The sequence below is a fragment of the Paenibacillus sp. FSL R5-0749 genome (genome assembly GCF_038595085.1).
Taxonomy (GTDB): Bacteria; Bacillota; Bacilli; order Paenibacillales; family Paenibacillaceae; genus Paenibacillus.
Window position 1 is genome coordinate 5,602,194 of sequence record NZ_CP152005.1, and the last position, 17,273, is coordinate 5,619,466.

The 17,273-nt window shown below is 45.4% G+C and carries 17 protein-coding genes; 2 read left to right on the plus strand and 15 right to left on the minus strand.

Features of this window, described 5'->3' with window-relative positions; all coding sequences use genetic code 11:
- Positions 1-75: 75 nt before the first annotated feature.
- The 3 genes from MKY85_RS25000 to MKY85_RS25010 all read right to left on the minus strand — a co-directional run bounded on the left by MKY85_RS25000 (position 76) and on the right by MKY85_RS25010 (position 2,867).
- On the minus strand, positions 76-1,113 hold the full coding sequence (locus tag MKY85_RS25000; protein WP_342571044.1) for an aldo/keto reductase: 1,038 nt from the start codon (positions 1,111-1,113) through the stop codon (positions 76-78).
- 237 nt (positions 1,114-1,350) lie between these two features.
- Complete coding sequence (locus tag MKY85_RS25005) at positions 1,351-2,139, minus strand: RNA methyltransferase (protein ID WP_342571045.1); 789 nt, start codon at positions 2,137-2,139, stop codon at positions 1,351-1,353.
- Between the two features lie 26 nt (positions 2,140-2,165).
- Complete coding sequence (locus tag MKY85_RS25010) at positions 2,166-2,867, minus strand: TrkA family potassium uptake protein (protein ID WP_278299144.1); 702 nt, start codon at positions 2,865-2,867, stop codon at positions 2,166-2,168.
- 128 nt (positions 2,868-2,995) lie between these two features.
- On the opposite strand from MKY85_RS25010, the gene sspI reads away from it, so the two are divergent.
- Complete coding sequence (sspI, locus tag MKY85_RS25015; RefSeq protein WP_036673259.1) at positions 2,996-3,229, plus strand: small acid-soluble spore protein SspI; 234 nt, start codon at positions 2,996-2,998, stop codon at positions 3,227-3,229.
- A 230-nt stretch (positions 3,230-3,459) separates the two neighbouring features.
- On the opposite strand, the gene MKY85_RS25020 is transcribed toward sspI, so the two are convergent.
- The 12 genes from MKY85_RS25020 to MKY85_RS25075 form a co-directional block, all read right to left on the minus strand.
- Positions 3,460-5,043, minus strand: coding sequence for a peptide chain release factor 3 (locus tag MKY85_RS25020; protein WP_342571046.1), 1,584 nt, complete (start codon positions 5,041-5,043; stop codon positions 3,460-3,462).
- A gap of 355 nt (positions 5,044-5,398) precedes the next feature.
- Positions 5,399-5,797 (minus strand): DoxX family protein, encoded by a 399-nt coding sequence (locus MKY85_RS25025; protein WP_024634146.1) that lies wholly within the window; start codon positions 5,795-5,797, stop codon positions 5,399-5,401.
- Positions 5,798-6,165: 368 nt separating this feature from the next.
- Positions 6,166-7,716, minus strand: coding sequence for a glucose-6-phosphate dehydrogenase (zwf, locus tag MKY85_RS25030; protein WP_342571047.1), 1,551 nt, complete (start codon positions 7,714-7,716; stop codon positions 6,166-6,168).
- Positions 7,717-7,931: 215 nt separating this feature from the next.
- Positions 7,932-8,681, minus strand: a complete 750-nt coding sequence (locus MKY85_RS25035; protein WP_342571048.1) for a YwmB family TATA-box binding protein — start codon at positions 8,679-8,681, stop codon at positions 7,932-7,934.
- 408 nt (positions 8,682-9,089) lie between these two features.
- Positions 9,090-9,758, minus strand: coding sequence for a response regulator transcription factor (locus MKY85_RS25040; protein ID WP_091020933.1), 669 nt, complete (start codon positions 9,756-9,758; stop codon positions 9,090-9,092).
- Positions 9,700-10,815 (minus strand): sensor histidine kinase, encoded by a 1,116-nt coding sequence (locus MKY85_RS25045; RefSeq protein WP_339237647.1) that lies wholly within the window; start codon positions 10,813-10,815, stop codon positions 9,700-9,702. Before MKY85_RS25045 ends, MKY85_RS25040 begins: the two co-directional genes overlap by 59 nt.
- Before the next feature lie 31 nt (positions 10,816-10,846).
- The gene (gene liaF, locus MKY85_RS25050) at positions 10,847-11,494 is read right to left on the minus strand and encodes a cell wall-active antibiotics response protein LiaF (protein WP_339237649.1); all 648 of its coding nucleotides are present in this window, start codon (positions 11,492-11,494) and stop codon (positions 10,847-10,849) included.
- A 150-nt stretch (positions 11,495-11,644) separates the two neighbouring features.
- Positions 11,645-12,352 carry a PspA/IM30 family protein gene (locus MKY85_RS25055; RefSeq protein WP_339237651.1) on the minus strand — a complete coding sequence of 236 codons (708 nt, stop codon included), beginning with the start codon at positions 12,350-12,352 and terminating at the stop codon, positions 11,645-11,647.
- 1 nt (position 12,353) lies between these two features.
- A complete protein-coding gene (locus tag MKY85_RS25060; RefSeq protein WP_278298326.1) occupies positions 12,354-12,857 on the minus strand; it encodes a PspC domain-containing protein in 504 nt (167 codons plus the stop codon).
- Positions 12,858-12,874: 17 nt separating this feature from the next.
- Positions 12,875-13,108 carry a PspC domain-containing protein gene (locus MKY85_RS25065; RefSeq protein ID WP_091020938.1) on the minus strand — a complete coding sequence of 78 codons (234 nt, stop codon included), beginning with the start codon at positions 13,106-13,108 and terminating at the stop codon, positions 12,875-12,877.
- Between the two features lie 4 nt (positions 13,109-13,112).
- A complete protein-coding gene (locus MKY85_RS25070) occupies positions 13,113-13,784 on the minus strand; it encodes a PspA/IM30 family protein (protein ID WP_342571049.1) in 672 nt (223 codons plus the stop codon).
- Between the two features lie 35 nt (positions 13,785-13,819).
- The gene (locus MKY85_RS25075; protein ID WP_339237657.1) at positions 13,820-14,128 is read right to left on the minus strand and encodes a hypothetical protein; all 309 of its coding nucleotides are present in this window, start codon (positions 14,126-14,128) and stop codon (positions 13,820-13,822) included.
- Between the two features lie 558 nt (positions 14,129-14,686).
- Between MKY85_RS25075 and MKY85_RS25080 the strand changes: the two genes are divergently transcribed.
- Positions 14,687-17,077 (plus strand): helix-turn-helix domain-containing protein, encoded by a 2,391-nt coding sequence (locus MKY85_RS25080; protein WP_342571050.1) that lies wholly within the window; start codon positions 14,687-14,689, stop codon positions 17,075-17,077.
- Positions 17,078-17,273: the final 196 nt, after the last annotated feature.

Below are 17,273 nucleotides of genomic sequence, written 5' to 3' on the forward strand. Positions count from 1 at the left end.
CTCCCTCATATTCTTTAGTTTAGTGCGATTTCAATTTCGAGAACGATCGTTCTTAAATGTGTAAAAAAAATGATTTCAACTCTGGATTCTTCGCTTGTTTGCTTGTAGCCAATCCGGTGTCCAGCCTTTTTCCAGAGCATCCAGGGTTACACCTGGCGGAACGATCGCATCGATCGCATCCAAGATATCGGCGCTCAAACGGATGTCGCTGCCTTTTAGAGTTTCACGCAATTGCTCAATGGTTCTTGCCCCAACTATCGCGGAAGTAATTGCTGAGTGAGCTTGTGTAAATGCCATCGCAAGATGCGGCAACGTTAATCCTGATTCATTTGCAAGGGCTTGGAGCTTATCCACCGCTTCAAACTTGGTACGGTTTTCCTCTCGATTTGGGTCCACAACAGTAGAAAGTTTCCCAAGTGATGCCGCTGCTCTGGAACCTTTGGCAGCCACTTCGCCGGAGCGGTATTTTCCTGTTAGCAAGCCGCCAGAAAGTGGGCTCCATACCAATACACCCATTCCATATTTTGAGGTTGCAGCGAGCAAATCAAATTCAATACTCCGATTCACAATGGAATAAGGTGCTTGTTCGGATACAAAACGTGCTGTTTTGTTACGTTCGCTATTCCATTGTGCTTCGGTTACTTGCCAAGCTTGAAAATTAGATGTACCAATATAACGAATTTTTCCTTCTCGAACCAAATCTGTCAGTGCATCAAGACTTTCCTCAATATCGGTTTGAAGATCTGGCTGATGTAGTTGATACAGGTCAATATAGTCCGTTTTTAACCTCCTCAAGCTATCCTCTACTGCACGTTTAATCCAAAATTTTGAGTTACCGGATTGATTAAGTCCACTGCCCATAGCCATTCCGCCTTTTGTGGCGAGAACAATATTTTGTCTACGTTCTTTCAAAAGGTTGCCGAGAATCTCTTCAGATTGACCAAGGGAATATACATCCGCCGTATCGATGAAATTAATACCGCCTGCCAACGCTTCATCTAAAAGAACAGCTGCTTCACTTTCCGTGACTTTCCCCATAAAGCCCCACGTACCTGTACCTAATGCAAAACTGCTTACTTTGAGACCCGTATTTCCTAATACACGATACTCCATGTTTCATTCACCCTTTCTTCATTTGATAAATCAAGAACGACCGTTCTAAAATAATTTCAAAAAAAGTAGCTAGATTTCATATCACGTCCCATAACTTTCTGCTACCTCAACAATATAACATATATAGAACGATCGGTAAAGAATATTAAAAAAATTTATTTTAATAAGAAAGACACCTCAAACACCCTTATTGATGTTTGTGATGTCTTTTTGCATGGTTACAATTCTATTTACTACCTACACCATCCGCTGCCTCATCGCCTCAAACAACAAAATCGTTGCCGCCATTGCCGCGTTAAGCGACTCTGCCTGCCCCTGCATCGGAATCGTAATCGCATCATCCACCAAGCGTGCCGTAGCATCCGAGATGCCTTTGCCTTCGTTGCCAATCACAAGCCATACCGATTGCGTAAAATCATAACTGTAGCATGAATGCTCTGCCTGCAAAGAAGTACTTACCAGCTTCACACCCGCAGCCTTCGCTTCGGGAAGCAAGGACTCCAACTGGCCCTCCACAATAGGCAAATGAAACAATGATCCCATCGTCGAACGAATCGTCTTCGGGTTATATACATCCGCACAGCCCGCACCAAGTATGACTCCCGCCGCTCCAGCTGCATCCGCACTACGGATGATCGTCCCCACATTTCCTGGGTCCTGCACCCCATCCAACACCACAACAAGCCCGCGCGCTCCATCAATGAGGCTTTCCAGTGGCTCACTGCCTTTACGCACAATGGCGAATACAGGCTGTGGTGTCATCGTATCCGTACATTTGGCGATAACCGCAGGAGATACACTAACCCATTCTACACGCTGTAGCGGGTTCTCAAGCCCGGCCAGTTCGCTAGGTACGCCTTGCTCTCCGTCGTACACAATACACTCCAGATCTGCTCCGGCGCGCAACGCTTCCTGTACCAGATGAATGCCTTCAATGATATATTTATGTTGACGGGTACGATGCTTTTTCTCCAGCAGCTGTGCCCATTCTTTTACACGTGTATTTTGCGGTGATACAATATCCATCTTTCCATCCTTCCCATCTGCATCCATCACTTCGGATATGCAAGTTCCATTTTCGTCAAATGATCCTTGTGACCCACAATGACCAGCACATCTCCAGCTTCGATCCGGTCCTCCGCGTACGGAGAGATGTTCATCGAGTTCCCACTACGAATCGCCATGACGTTGCATCCAAAACGTGCACGGATGTTTAATTCCATCAGGTTTTTGCCGATCATTTGCTCGGAAGCTCTCATCTCCAGAATGCTGTAATCCTCAGATAACTCAATGTAATCCAGTATGTTAGGCGAGGTCAGATGATGGGCCACACGTAATCCCATATCCCGCTCAGGATAGATGACTTTGTCTGCTCCAATCTTCTGCAGCACCTTACCATGAAGCTCATTTTGAGCTTTTACGATCAGGACCGGTACACCCATATCTTTCAATATCAGGGTTGTCAGAATACTCGCCTGAATATCTTCACCAATTGCCACAACGACAACGTCGAAATTCCGTATGCCCAGCGCACGCAGCGCTTCTTCATCTGTTGAATCTGCCGATACCGCATGGGTCACCACATTGGACATCTCCTGTGTCCGCTGCTCGTCCGCATCAATTGCCAGCACGTCGAATCCCATACCACTCAGTGCATTGGCAACACTTGATCCGAACCGTCCCATGCCAATTACGGCATACTGTTTCTTGGCCATTAGGGTCTTAACCTCCCGCTGCACTTCAGCATGACGCATCATTACGGATACCCATGCTAACGTAAATAATCCTTCGTAGTATACCACAAAGCCCGATAAACTTGAATGCGCTCGCGCTTCCCAGGGAACAGTATTAGAGCAGCCGAATATACGAGGAGGGAATTGCGATGCCCATTACATTAAGCCTGCGTGAAGCGATTGTTCATAAAGTTCATGACAAGAGTGATGATCAGCTCCGGGAGATGATTGAAGGTTCAGTAGATGGACCGGAAGCTGCATTACCTGGACTTGGCGCCATTTTCGAGATGATCTGGAAGAACACAGAACCTGCCAAGCAGGAAGAACTCATTCAAATCGCGCAGGAGCATCTGCACACCATTCCCGTTCAACCGCTTCGCTAATCGAAGCATTGAAGGGCAAGGTAACCATCAAACCGTTTGTTCAGTCTGCAAAAGAAAGCTTTCCCTTATTCGGCTGGATCATACCCGCCTCGAAGTAAGGTGTATAGCAATAGATCCCTCCGCCAATCGGCGGAGGGATCTTATTTTGTACGAGCGTTACCTCATGATGGCAGCTTGTTATTCCAACCAACCCTTCAATGATTAGCCGGATTACGTCTGTCTGCTTGCACTTAAGGTGCAGTCTCCAAGAACTTGGCTGTAGGATTTTTATCCATAGCCGTTCTCATGGCGTACTCATTTTCGAAGAGCACGACATAATTTCCTTTTTTATCTTTTACAAGCGCAGAGTTAATCCGGAATTTGCTTGCGTCCAGATTCTCGTCCACGATCCAGCGAGCGAACTGATAAGGCATGCGCTGCAATTGCACGTCTACCCCATACTCGCCTTTCATCCGGTATTCAAATACCTCGAACTGCAGTTGACCAATTACGCCGAGAATCGTCTCGTCGAAACTTGCCGTCTGGAACACCTGAATGGTTCCTTCCTCCGTCAACTGGTCAATCCCTTTTTGGTACTGTTTATGTTTCAATGCATTTTTCACAGTAACTTTGGCGAAAATCTCCGGTGAGAAAGTTGGCAACTCCTCAAAAACAACTTCGCTACCTTGGCTCAATGAATCGCCAATCCGGAAGATACCCGGATCGAACAAACCGATAATATCACCGGCATATGCCTCTTCAACAATATCCCGATCCTGTGCCAGGAATTGCTGTGGCTGTGACAGCTTGATCTCTTTTCCTACACGAGTATGCTTCACACTCATTCCACGTTGGAACTTGCCTGATACAATACGCAGGAACGCAATACGATCCCGATGTGCCGGGTTCATGTTCGCTTGAATCTTGAATACATACCCGCTGAATTTCTCATTCGTTGGCTGGATTTCTCCTGCCGTACTGCGACGTGGTTCAGGCTTCGGTGCCAGTTCCAGGAAGTTCTCCAGGAAGGTCTGCACACCGAAATTATTGATCGCACTACCGAAGAAAATAGGTGTCAATTCGCCGCGTTGAACTTTCTCCATATCAAACGGATCTCCCGCAACATCCAAAAGCTCCAGATCCTGAATTAATTGATCATGCAGATATTCCCCTGCCATCTCACGGATAATTGGATCTGTATAACCGTTTACTTTCTGAACTTTAATCGTCGAGTGATCGTCCCCTTGAAACAACTCCACCTGATTTTTCATCCGGTCATATACACCGCATAGTTCGCGACCTGTACCAATTGGCCAGTTCATTGGAACGGAACGAATACCCAGTACATTTTCAAGTTCTTCCATCAAATCAAATGGGCTTTTACCCTCACGGTCGAGTTTGTTGATAAACGTAAAGATTGGAATGCCACGCTTTGCACACACCTGAAACAACTTGATTGTTTGTGCCTCGACACCCTTCGCTACGTCAATCAACATGACCGCACTGTCAGCAGCCGTCAGTGTACGATACGTATCTTCACTGAAATCCTGGTGACCCGGTGTATCCAGAATGTTAACGCGATGGTTCAGGTAATCAAATTGCATTACGGAAGAAGTAACCGAGATCCCCCGTTGTTTCTCAATTTCCATCCAGTCACTTGTTGCGTGTTTGCTGGCTTTCCGAGCTTTTACCGTTCCCGCAAGGCGAATCGCGCCCCCGAACAGCAACAGTTTCTCGGTTAATGTCGTTTTACCCGCATCCGGGTGAGAGATAATGGCAAACGTCCGGCGTTTGTCCACTTCCTGTTGAAGAATATCATTTGCAGCTTTGCTCATAGGTTTAATCCCTTTCGTCCGTTCATTCACGTTAATCCGGCATGGCCGGTCGATCATTCAATCTTTATGCAATCCGGCGAGGCCGGTTGATTGTACACTGGTCATTTTGCATATGAGGTATTCATACACTAGATTAATTTTACACATTTACAATGGAGTTCATCCTCCTCAAAATCTGTGCTTTCATCGTTACCGTGAACTGCTTCTTAACCCAACTCTCCTATTGTACCATAATCTGTACCGAAAATAACCGATTACTACCGCAGATTCTTCTCTTTTCAATTGCAAAAAAAAGCACCCTTCAGCCATAATCATGGCATCCAGGCACTCCTCATTTATTTCATGTTATTGTGTTTTAGAAAATTAATGCATCCAGCGCGTATTGTCCGCCACCTGTCAGGGCCAGCGCTACACCAATCACCAGAATTGCGAGATTATATTCGAATCCGTTCTGCGTAGACCAGTAACCGTTCGCACCATGGACTTTCACAATCGCAATGACCATCGTCAATGCAATCAGAATGCCGCCTACCGGTGTAAGCAGACCCAGAGCCAGCAGCAAACCGCCACCGAATTCCGCGAGTCCAGCCAGTAAAGCCACCAATGCACCTGGCTTCATGCCCATCGACTCAAACCAGCCGCCTGTACCCTTGATTCCGTAACCTCCGAACCAACCAAACAGCTTTTGAGCCCCGTGCGCCATGAACGACAATCCAATCACCAAACGAATCAACAACAACCCTACATCCAACATCATTTTCTTTTTCCTCCATTCGATATATACAAAATAGTATTCTCAGATTAAAGATATTATGCACATTTTTTTCATGATTCTCTGTGACGCAAACCCCTTCAACTGGTTTACATTTTATCTCATGAATGATCACTTATCCGAAACGTTGGCCCGGATGAAGTTTGTCATTGGCGTAACTCTTTAACTCATGTGTTGAGTATAAGTTACATACTTACTTTTTGTCAACAACTTAATTTATATTACTTATTTCCTTTTGATGGATGCCTTCCTTTTCCCCGCTAAAAAGCCTGAGTACACCGCAAAATTTGCGATGTCCCAGGCTCAGTCATGTTCTGTATGTTCTTATTACCAGTGTTAATGCCCTTACCCTAACCGTTCACTTGCCAGATTACGCTGTCCTCGTCCTGACCATTCACCGGCCACCAGTGGAATCCGTCCTGCTCCAGCAGCTTGTCTGTCGCTTCTGGCCCCCATGTTCCAGCAGGGTACGTATGAAGTTCTCCCTGATTCTTGCCCCAGGCTGCAGCGATCCGATCTACGAAAGACCAGGCTGTCGCCACTTCATCCCAGCGGGTAAAGTACGTAGAATCCCCCTCCGCTGCATCGTGCAGCAGACGTTCATACGCTTCAGGCGAGTTGATTCCAATCATGCAGCTCTGACAGAAATCCATCGCGAGCGGCTGAATCTCGGAATCCGAGCCTGGTTTCTTGGCATTGATCTTGATATATATGCCTTCCATTGGATTCACCCGAATGACCAGCAGATTCGGTTCCAATTTATATTTTTTCCCAAGGTACACATTGTTCGGCATCGACTTGAACTCCACTACGATCTCGGTCGTTTTCACCGGTAGACGCTTGCCTGTCCGAATGTAAAATGGAACACCCGCCCAGCGGAAATTATCCACGAATACACGTGCTGCAAAATAAGTCTCCGTATTCGACTGCGGATCAACCTTGTCTTCCTGACGATACCCCGGAAGCTGCTTGCCACGGTACTCACCTTCGGCATACTGTGCTCGCACAACATTGTTGCTGACTTCCTCATCCGAAGTAAAGGCACGCAATGAGCGCAATACCTTCACCTTCTCATCCCGAATGTCTTCCGGGAATAGGCGACTCGGCGGTTCCATCGCAATCATCGTCAACATCTGAAGCATATGATTCTGTCCCATATCACGCAGTGCGCCAGAGTGATCATAATAACCGCCACGTTCTTCCACGCCTACTGTCTCACCGAGCGTAATCTGAACGTTGGCAATATGTTTGTTATTCCAGAGCGGTTCAAAAAAAGCATTTCCGAACCGAATGACTTCGATATTTTGCACCATTTCCTTGCCCAGATAATGATCAATCCGGTAGATTTCCTCTTCACGGAATACCTCACGAATCTGCTCATTCAGATGTTCAGCCGATTGCAGATCATAACCAAATGGTTTTTCGATCACCAAACGGTTCCACCCCCGACTTTCCAGCATACCGCCGTCCCGCAAACTGTACGAGACACTGCCAAACAGCTCAGGTGCCAGTGCCAGATAGAACAGCCGGTTCCCCGGCGTGTTAAACTTCGATTCCAGATGCTCCGTTTGCGCACGCAGCTCTTTGAATCCGTCCACATTATTGATATCCAGTGCTTTGTATTCAAAATGATCGACAAAAGCGTTCCACTCATCAGGTTCCCCCGCCGGATATCGGCAGAACTCTTTAATGGATTCATAGATGTCTTCCCGGAATTCTTCTGGGGACCTCGGACGACGTGCTACGCCAATAACCGCAAAGTCATCGGCAAGCTTGCCTTCACGGTAAAGACTGTAGATAGCCGGAAACAGCTTCCGGCGGGCCAAATCACCCGTTGCTCCAAAAATGAAAAATACTGCACCTGGTGTCTGTACTTCATCTTGCGATTGTTTTTCAACCATAGGCTCCTCTTTCTTCCGGGAAGATAACCTATATGCTCTCCCCGAGCTATGTAATGGTGTTATATATGCACGACATACAACCGTCAATTACCAGCAAGTTCCTTCTTGGATGTGATGCCATTTTAGCATATCAACTGAACGGATGCACTATTTCCAACTGATTTTTCTAGTAAAGATTCTCACTTCACTGTCTGAATAACCGGAAAATTCCAGCCTCAATACTCAATCGTAATCACCGGAAACCCCACTGTAATTCGATTGTGCATCTCATCACCAATCTGGTGAACTGCGAGCTGCATATTCAACATATGCAATCCACTCCTAATTGACAATGGCAGATCAGCCGCCTCATAAGAGACACTTGCGCTGGCTACATCCGTATAACGTTCAACGGAAACGAGATCCACATTTTTGGACAGGTCTTTCTCGATCAGTGCCAACTGTTGATTCGCATCTCGTTGAATAACAGTAGCTGCCGTACCTTGTACAGAAATATTCCAGCTTGCCTTCATCCCTGAGTCTACAAGCAGCTGACCGATCTGTTCATGTGCTGTCATGAATGTGTTCCGATCCGTGTGCGCATCCCCTGACAGTTGTACGATGGCGTAATAACCGTTGTCTCCTGACTCAACGACATTGACCAGTACACCTGCTTCTCCAGTAGCTTCATTGACAACCCCCTCACTGCGATACACACTATGGCCCGTCTGGCGAACCCGTACTGGTTGTTCCAGCCCCAAGTGATTAGCCAATAATACAGCCTGCGCTTGTGCATCTCCCCGGCCTTCTCCTTGCCATTTAATAACCAGACGATCCACATTATCAATCACGCTGTCAGCAGTATAGATTAACTGTTCCAGTTGGGCTGCTTGGGATTCGTTCTTCTCTGCATATACCTGTGTCACACTGATAAGAATAATGATAGCCATTGCCAATATACCTGCTGTCATCCAACGATTTAACATTTGAATCCCCCGTTCCTTCTTGCATTCTATGAATCTATCAACAGCATGCCCCTTTCCCACATCAGCTATACTTCGTTCAAAGACATCAAAAAAAAGCCCCACCCACCACTTACATGGCAGATCAGAGCTTTCCATTCAAACTTTTCTATCTAAATTGAACTCATCAATATTTACACTAGCCACTCCGATGACAGAACACCCTTCCAATCGCTGTTATCCCCAGATTTTTTGATTTCATTTATAAATATTAAATCCGGGGATAAAGGCAAGTGTATGCTTTCGAAGTAGCTTTCTTTCAGAAAGCTTTTGCTTCGCTTCTTCAGGTTCTTTCTGTCCTCTTATCTATTACTTCCGTACATTAATGCACGGTTCTTTGGCTTAATTATGTGATTGCATATATTCTTGTTATTACTCTGCAAGTCCGTTTTTATAAGCATAGATCGCTGCCTGTGTACGGTCGTCTACGCCCAATTTGGCCAGTAAATTCGTGACGTGAAACTTGACTGTCTTAATGCCGATGATCAGGTCATCAGCGATGTCCTGATTCGACTTGCCTTTGGCCAGCAACCGGAGCACATCCATCTCACGGTCCGTCAATTCATCATGCAAAGGAGCTGCTGCCTGTGGCTGTCGGAATCGATTCATCATTTTGGAAGCCACCTGTGACTCCAGAACGGATTGCCCGCGTGCTGCTGCGCGAATCGCATCTGCCACTTCATTGGCTCTTGATGTTTTTAACAGATAACTGAATGCGCCTGCTTCAATGACAGGATACATTTTTTCATCATCCAGGTAACTCGTCAAGACGATGACTTTGCACTCCGGATACATTTTAAGTACCTGACGTGTAGCCTCGATGCCATCCATACCTTCCATCACCAGGTCCATCAGAACAACATCAGGCTTATATTCCTGCGCAAGCCGAATACCTTCTTCTCCACTGCCTGCTTCACCAACAACTTCAATTCCATCTTCGGTATCCAGTACCGCTGCCAGACCAATACGTACCATCTCATGATCATCCACGAGCAATACTTTGATCGACGTTTCCGTCTCCGTTTCGACTTCCGGTTCCATTGACATGTTCTTCCTCGCTTTCATCGTTCATCAAAGGTATCGTAATTTCAATCCGCGTTCCCTTACCAGGCGCTGTTACAAATTGTATGGCTCCACCAATCTCCGTAACACGTTCACGCATGTTAGCCAGACCGTAGGAGGCTTGTTTATTCTCATCCAGATCAAAGCCTTGCCCATCATCACGAATCAGTACCCGAATCGCATCTGTGCGGCGCTGGAGCCGTATCTCCATTTTTTCCGCTTTTGCATGCCGTAACGTATTGGACATAGCCTCTTGAACGATCCGAAACAGATGATTCTCGATGCCTTTGATGAGATCGATGTCTTCATCTATTTCGAGCACAATATCCATGGGGACTTTCGTTTTCAGTTCCATCACCAGATCACGCAGACCTTGTTCGAGTTGTTTGCCCTCCAGATAGACTGGCCGCAGATGTAACAATAACGCACGCATCTCGGATTGTGCTACCGAAGCCATCTCTTCAATCAAAGCCACCTGGCGCTGAGCACGTTCAAAATCCTTCTCCATCTTCCGTCCAACGGCCGTTGCTGTCATAGATATCGCGAACAATTGCTGCGATACCGCATCATGCAGTTCCCGTGCCAGTCGCTGCCGCTCTTCCACAATAGCCGTAATTCTGGCTTGTTCAGCAAGCTGTGCATTATGAGTAGACAATCGCTGGAGCGAAGATACCTGATCTTCCCACTTTTTTCCGATTCGTCCGAGTTGCTCACTTAAACGGCCCACATCATCATCGCCCAGATCAGGTACAGTGCGTGATAGAGAGCCCTTCTCCCACAGTAGAAGAGTTTCCCGCAGTAGTTCTAGCCGGCGTTTAACCCGATAACTCTGATAGAACCCAAAGACCGCTCCAATCCCAATCAGAAGCAGCAATAAGGCAAGACCCGATTGAATCAGATGACTCCAGCCTTTAAACGGAGCAAGATAACCATATGTATACAATACATACAAAATAACAGCAAGGACAATGAAAACCAGGAGGATCCCTTCACCCATACTTCGGGTTACCATGTCGGTATGTCGTTTTGTCTTCATCGGGGTCTCCTCCTTCTCTTCATCTATTTTACTACGGATTACTTATGCTTAGGTCGCCAACAATATAAGAAATGACAAATTTTGCTTTATGTTCACTGGATTCATAACCAGGAGTTCTCCATACTAATTTGTTCATCATGCCGCTATCTTGTTCACCATGAAGATTAATTCGGCCGAAAAGAACCGATGCTTCAATCTCCACACCATAATCTTCTGGCAGCGTAAGGCGAACATTCCCCATAACGCCTTGCAGCAGCACAATTGTTTGTTTCTCCTCCGGAATCGAAAGAGACAGATCGGCGTTAACTTCACCCATGGCATGCCACAGACTCATACTCCGTAACGTCCAGGATGATTGATCCCAGTAGTACCGGGCCATGAAATTCTGTTTTTTCATAACTGCTTCGTCCAGATGAATCTTTTTGTTTTTTGAATAAAAATAAGCTAAAGAAGCCAGTACAATCAAGAATACAATCATTAAATTATCCAGCAATAACAGTGCCGCACCAATGCCAAGATACCGATAACCTTTCCGAGTATCTCCTTTGCGGACCTGAAGCATTCCAACCGTTAACAGAATTAGTGCGGCAGCGGTCAGCAAGTTAATATTCTGATTCAATAACATCATTGTGCCAATAATAATAATGACAACTGCTAGCCATTTACTCTTCTTATTCATCCCCGCCGCACCTCCTCTGTAAGTTTATCTTTCTTTATTCAACGGAAAAGCCATACCAGGCAATGAAGTCCTGTATGGCTTAACTTTTGTTCTACCAACCGTACATTATACACGATTTATAGAATATCATATTGTCCACGGGGCGAACAGTTATTCTTTTGAAGTTCCGTTCGCTTCATTCTTGGAACCACTGCCCATTTTGTTTTTGAGGGCTTGTAATTGCTGATCCACTTTGAACTGTTTTTCCACATCTACAGGGTTCGTGTACGTGGATGATGTGTTGCGATATGGTGCACGAGCTACGTCCGCTTCAGCTTCCAGCTGCATGATTTTCTCTTCCATGCGGTGGAATCCTAGTGATGCGCCACCACTTTCAATGGAATGCAGGCTGTTAATGGAAGACATTTGTTTTTTGGCTTTTGCCATTTGTGCACGGGATACAAGTTCATTACGTTTGTTACGCATTTTGTAGAACTCATCTTTCATATCATGCAACTGTTGCAACAGGTCTTTTGCTTGTGCTTCGGACTGTGCATGCAGTTCATTATACTCCGTAATTTTTTGATCAAAGTAGATTTTCTCTTCCAGCAATTTGCGTGCCACTTCTTCCTGACCGTTGGCCAGAGCAGCTTCTGCTTGGGACTCACGTTGTACCGAAGTACGCTCCGCTTCGTCCAGACGTTGTTTCATGCGACGCTCATTCGCCATTTGTTTGGCAACTGTTACCTCTGCCTCATGAATCTCAGCCTCCATATCACGCAAGTACTGGTTCAACATTACAATCGGGTCCTCTACCTTATCCAACATATCATTTACCGATGCTTTCGTCATATCCTTAATCCGTTTAAATACTCCCATTTTACTTTTCTCCCTTCTCGTAACGAGATAATTTTTGGCGAAGCTCTTCAACTTCTTTTTTCAGTGCTTTTTTCTCGATATCTTTCATCATGGAATCAAGTTCACTTTCTTGTGGTGCACCTGCTCCGTAGGCATTGTTGTCATAAGAACGCGGACCGGATTGAGGTCTGCTGTTGTATCCAGGGCCGGGACCGAAGTTACCAGGACCTTGTTGATTGTGATTATTTTGAAAAGGACCTCTTGGCGGCTGATGATCATAGTTGTTGTATCCTCTGCCAGGACCAGGGCCCGGGCCGTAACCATACGGATCATAAGGCGGATACGGTTCCTTTGGCACCACCAGTGCTGCAATAAAGTATATTAACAACGACGTGCCGCCAGTTACGAAGATACTGATGACGAAGATGATACGCAGCAGGGTGGAATCCATTCCAATACTTTCGGAAATTCCGCCGCACAAGCCGGTTAACATCCGGTCACGCGTTGAGCGGTATAATTTGCTCATTTTCTTGCTCCTTTCGTTTACTTGTATCCTCTTACGTTGGGATCATAAGCATATGGATCAACGTGGTTGGATTCCTTTGGTACCACCAATGCAGCGATGAAGTAGATCAACAATGAAGTACCTCCCGTAGCAAAAATACTGATGAAGAAAATGATACGCAGCAGCGTGGTGCTCAATCCGAGATTTTCAGAAATGCCGCCGATCAAACCTGTTAGCATTCGATTACGCGCCGAGCGGTATAATTTATTCATGTGACTACTCCTTTCTGTCATTGTTCAATTTCTGTCTTAGGCGCTCCAGTTCCTTATCCAGTGTGGAGGATGACATGCTGCCAGTTACTCCTGAACCATCTTGGCCCATTCGCCGGATATCCCGGAGACTTTGTGCTTCATATTCGAGATCAGAGACTTGGTCATCCAGTCGGTTAAACATACGGGGTACACTCTGACCGTTGTGATTGCCTCTCTGGTTCATACGTTGTTGTAACTGAATCGTCTGCATACGAGCGTAGTAATATTGGCGTTTGCTGTATACATTCTGATATTCAACTTTGAGCTGGTCGATCTGTTCATCTAGCTCCTGTAATGCCGCATAACTTTGTGCATACAATTCATTGTACTGTTCCATTTTTTCCTCGTGGAGAATTTTCTCCTGCAAGGCCAGCTTAGCGAGATGCTCTTCTCCTGCTTTTAGAGCCATGGACGCTTGTTCTTCCCGTTTGTTCACCATACCTGCTGCCTGATCGGCTTGTTGTTTCATTTGTCTGGTATGACTTGCATATTGATGACGAAGTTTCTCGGCTTCACCGATGTCTTGGCGGGTCGAGACCAGGAACTGATCAATCAGTTTGACTGGATCCTGACTTTGCTCCAAATGTTCGTTTAGATTGGCTACGGTAATATCCCGCATTCGACGAAATACACTCATTATGTTCTGTCCCTCCTTTTCATAATCGTGAAAGCTTAGTACCGGCGATGACGACCGCGGTTATTGCTTAGCATTGAGATACCAAAGATGATTAACCCGATCGCGATGATCGGTCCGATCAACCATGCCAGTTTTCCCATCAGTGAGATGATACCGATGATAAGAACGATCCATCCGAGCATCACATTTCCTCGCTTGACTCCGTAGTACCCCAGTGCAATCATCAGGACCGGAATCAGATAACCCATTAAGTGTCCAAGAAGTGGAGTTAACTTTCCGAAGAGGAGTAGTGCACCCAATGCAATCAATACAATCGCCCAGCCATTTCCCTTATTCAATCTCATAATTGTTGTTCACCGCCCTTTCCATTCATTCATTTTAATGTGTTAAGTCATTTGTTCGTTTGTTTCTTGTTTTTTTGTTTCCGTGTTTCTTGTTTAACCTTATGTCCTTATTCTAGGGGAATTTGAGACTTTTCAAAACAGACCGTGGACGGTTTTTCATCCTAGACTCAGGTCGGGGATCTAGTTGGACCTTTGACTGTCCCTATATAAGACCAACGTTCCGCCCATGCTGAACAGCACTCAGGATACCTTCTATATCTCCGTATTCAGGCTACCTTTTACCCGAAATGAACCTGTAGAGAGAATGATGTCCATGTTTCTATTTACGTTCTCACTGCTATTACGTTTCTTATGATTCCGTTTAGAAGAGTCGGACCAAGCCGTTACTATAGTCTTTTCTGCAAGATCATCCGTCAGCAATCCCTTAACTCTGTTTCTATGCCCCTTTAAAAAATTACTTTTTTATCCAAATAAACAAATTTTAGATTGTTCTATATGTAAGCGTTTACTAAAATAGAAAGTGTTACTATTACTTATGTCAGGAGTGGAACTGGAACTGTGCGACCAATCAGCTATCTCCACAAAATGATTATCTTCGGAATCCTGTTAAGCACCCTGCCCATTTTATTAACGGGAATTGCTGCATTTATCTATTCATCGAACCAATCTGAACTGCATCGTACGCAGGCCAACAGACAGTTGCTGGAACAAATGCAAGCCAACGTAGAGCACAAACTCGCTACAGTCAGTTATATGCTTGATCAGGCCGTCCGCTCTCCAGTAACTCTCAGGTCCCTGTCTGCTTCTTCTTCACTACAAGGGAAAGGACCTTTACTTGCCGACAAGCTGCAGAGCGAGTTTCAACATATGAGGTCATGGGAACCTCTGCTGGATATTAGCCTGGTGAACCAATCTCAGAATTGGCTTATTGATCACGCCGGATTATATCGTAATACGGGTTTTCCACTCGCTCTTCCCATGAAGGAATTGATATCGGATACGCTCACCTCTGGGTGGCAGCTCTCCCCGTCATCGGTGTTCAGTAATGACGAGCGTTCACCCGGTACAGGCTGTATTTATCATATTGCCCTTGCGAGAACTATTCCGAATCTGAATACGTCTTCCGATGCTGCCCTCATAGCGGGAATTCCTGCATGCTCTTTGCAAAATACATTTGGAGAAGTCTCCTTAGGCAATACTGCCTCAGGACTGATCATTTTGAATCGGGAACAACGTATCTTGGTCCATCCCGATCCTGTATACATTGGACAACCGTTGTCTGCCATTGGATTACAGGATCGAGATACCGAAGCCAACATAGCCAAACTATCACCCATTCCATTTTCAACAGGCTTTGAAAAACGTGAAGTTAAGATCGCGGGTACACCTTATTCCCTGACGTATAGCCCTACTACCTTAAAAGGATGGACTTATGTCCTAATCTCACCTACGAACGTGCTGACACAAGAATATATCGATATTGGATTACACACTTTGTATATCAGTCTCTTCCTGCTTTTACTTTCATTATTGCTTGCCTGGCTCGGTTCCAAACGAATGCTTGTACCGATTCGGAAGCTCTTAACCCAACTTGGTGACAACAGGCTGTCCAAAGACGGAGGCACCTTCACTCAGCAACCAACTGAGCTGTCTGATGAGTTCGAACAGATTAGAGCAGGTGTGTCACAATTATCTGCATCTCGCTCCCAACTGGAGAACACACTCAATAAGCATCTTTTACAGATTCGCACTCATCTTATGATGAATCTGTTCCAGGGTAAAATCTCTGTTCATACTCTTCATGACACCCTGCATGAATATGGCTTCACGCGTCAGCTTCGGGAATGGCAACAAATTGCTGTTATCACACTACAGGCCGATCTCGTTAATCATACAAAATATAGTGCGAATGATCGTGACCTCCTGTTATTCGCTATTCAAAATATATTAGAGGAAACGGTGGTGCATGACCAACAATTGCTTCCCATTGTTATGGAACAAACGGTAGTCACGGTGATTGGCACTGTTGAAGAGGATCAATTTGTTTTTTCACAGCAGCTATATGTATTAACAGACCAGTTACAACAACAAATTAATAAAATTCTAGCTCTTCAAGTTAGCATAGGCTTCAGCCAGCCGCATAACTCCTTATACCACATTCCTCAGGCTTATTTAGAGGCAATGGAGGCACTGAAGCATCGGATGAAGCTGGGCCCAGGTATTATCTTTCAGTATGAGAACATTGATCATTATGCTCCCACTTGCTCCATGACCTACCCAGAATCATTGGAATATTCGTTGATCCAAGCTATTCAAAGTGCGGATGAAGTCCAGGCACCTACTCTTCTGCAACAACTTCTTGAAGTGATCTTTGGTATGGAGTGTTCCCCAGAAGAATATCAGGTGGCTCTTACGAGGCTGCTCACACATATTTTGCAGATGACTCAGGATTCCGGCATACGTCTCGGGCAGATCTCACAAGGCCGTGGATCGATGTTTCATGAACTTCATCGTTTGCAGTACGCTGCTGAAGTTGAGGAATGGTTTAACCATCAAGTCATCTTGCCCGTCATTCAGATTTTTAAAGCGAGACAGGTTGCCCAATATCAGCATATATCAGAGAAAATGATTGCCATGATTCATCAAGATTATGATAAGGATCTGACGCTTGAGCAGTGTGCCTTGAAGCTTCACTACAATGCCAACTACTTAAGTAGTGTTTTTCGTAAAGAGACAGGCTGTTCATTTAGTGAATATTTAACCAAGTACCGATTTAACATCGCTAAAAAATGGCTGGACGAAAGTGATCTAACCGTTAAAGATATCGCAGCACGACTTAGGTACAACAATCCGCAAAATTTCATTCGGTCATTTCGTAAATATGAAGGAATTACCCCCGGTCAGTATCGTGAGCGTAAGCAGAATGCAGAAGTATGCAGCAGGAAGTAAACTACGTGTTTCGTTTCGTGTCTCGTGTCGAGTTTCAGGCTTAGTTTTTACCGTGGTCTCGATATTGGATTTAAGTATTCCTTTAGCCCATATGTAGTTCATTGATTAAGCTTTATAGGCTCAAGGAATCGAGGACTTGGATCAATGCACTTTAATTTTTAATTAAAAAAAAGAGGGAGCAACGATCCTGCTCTCT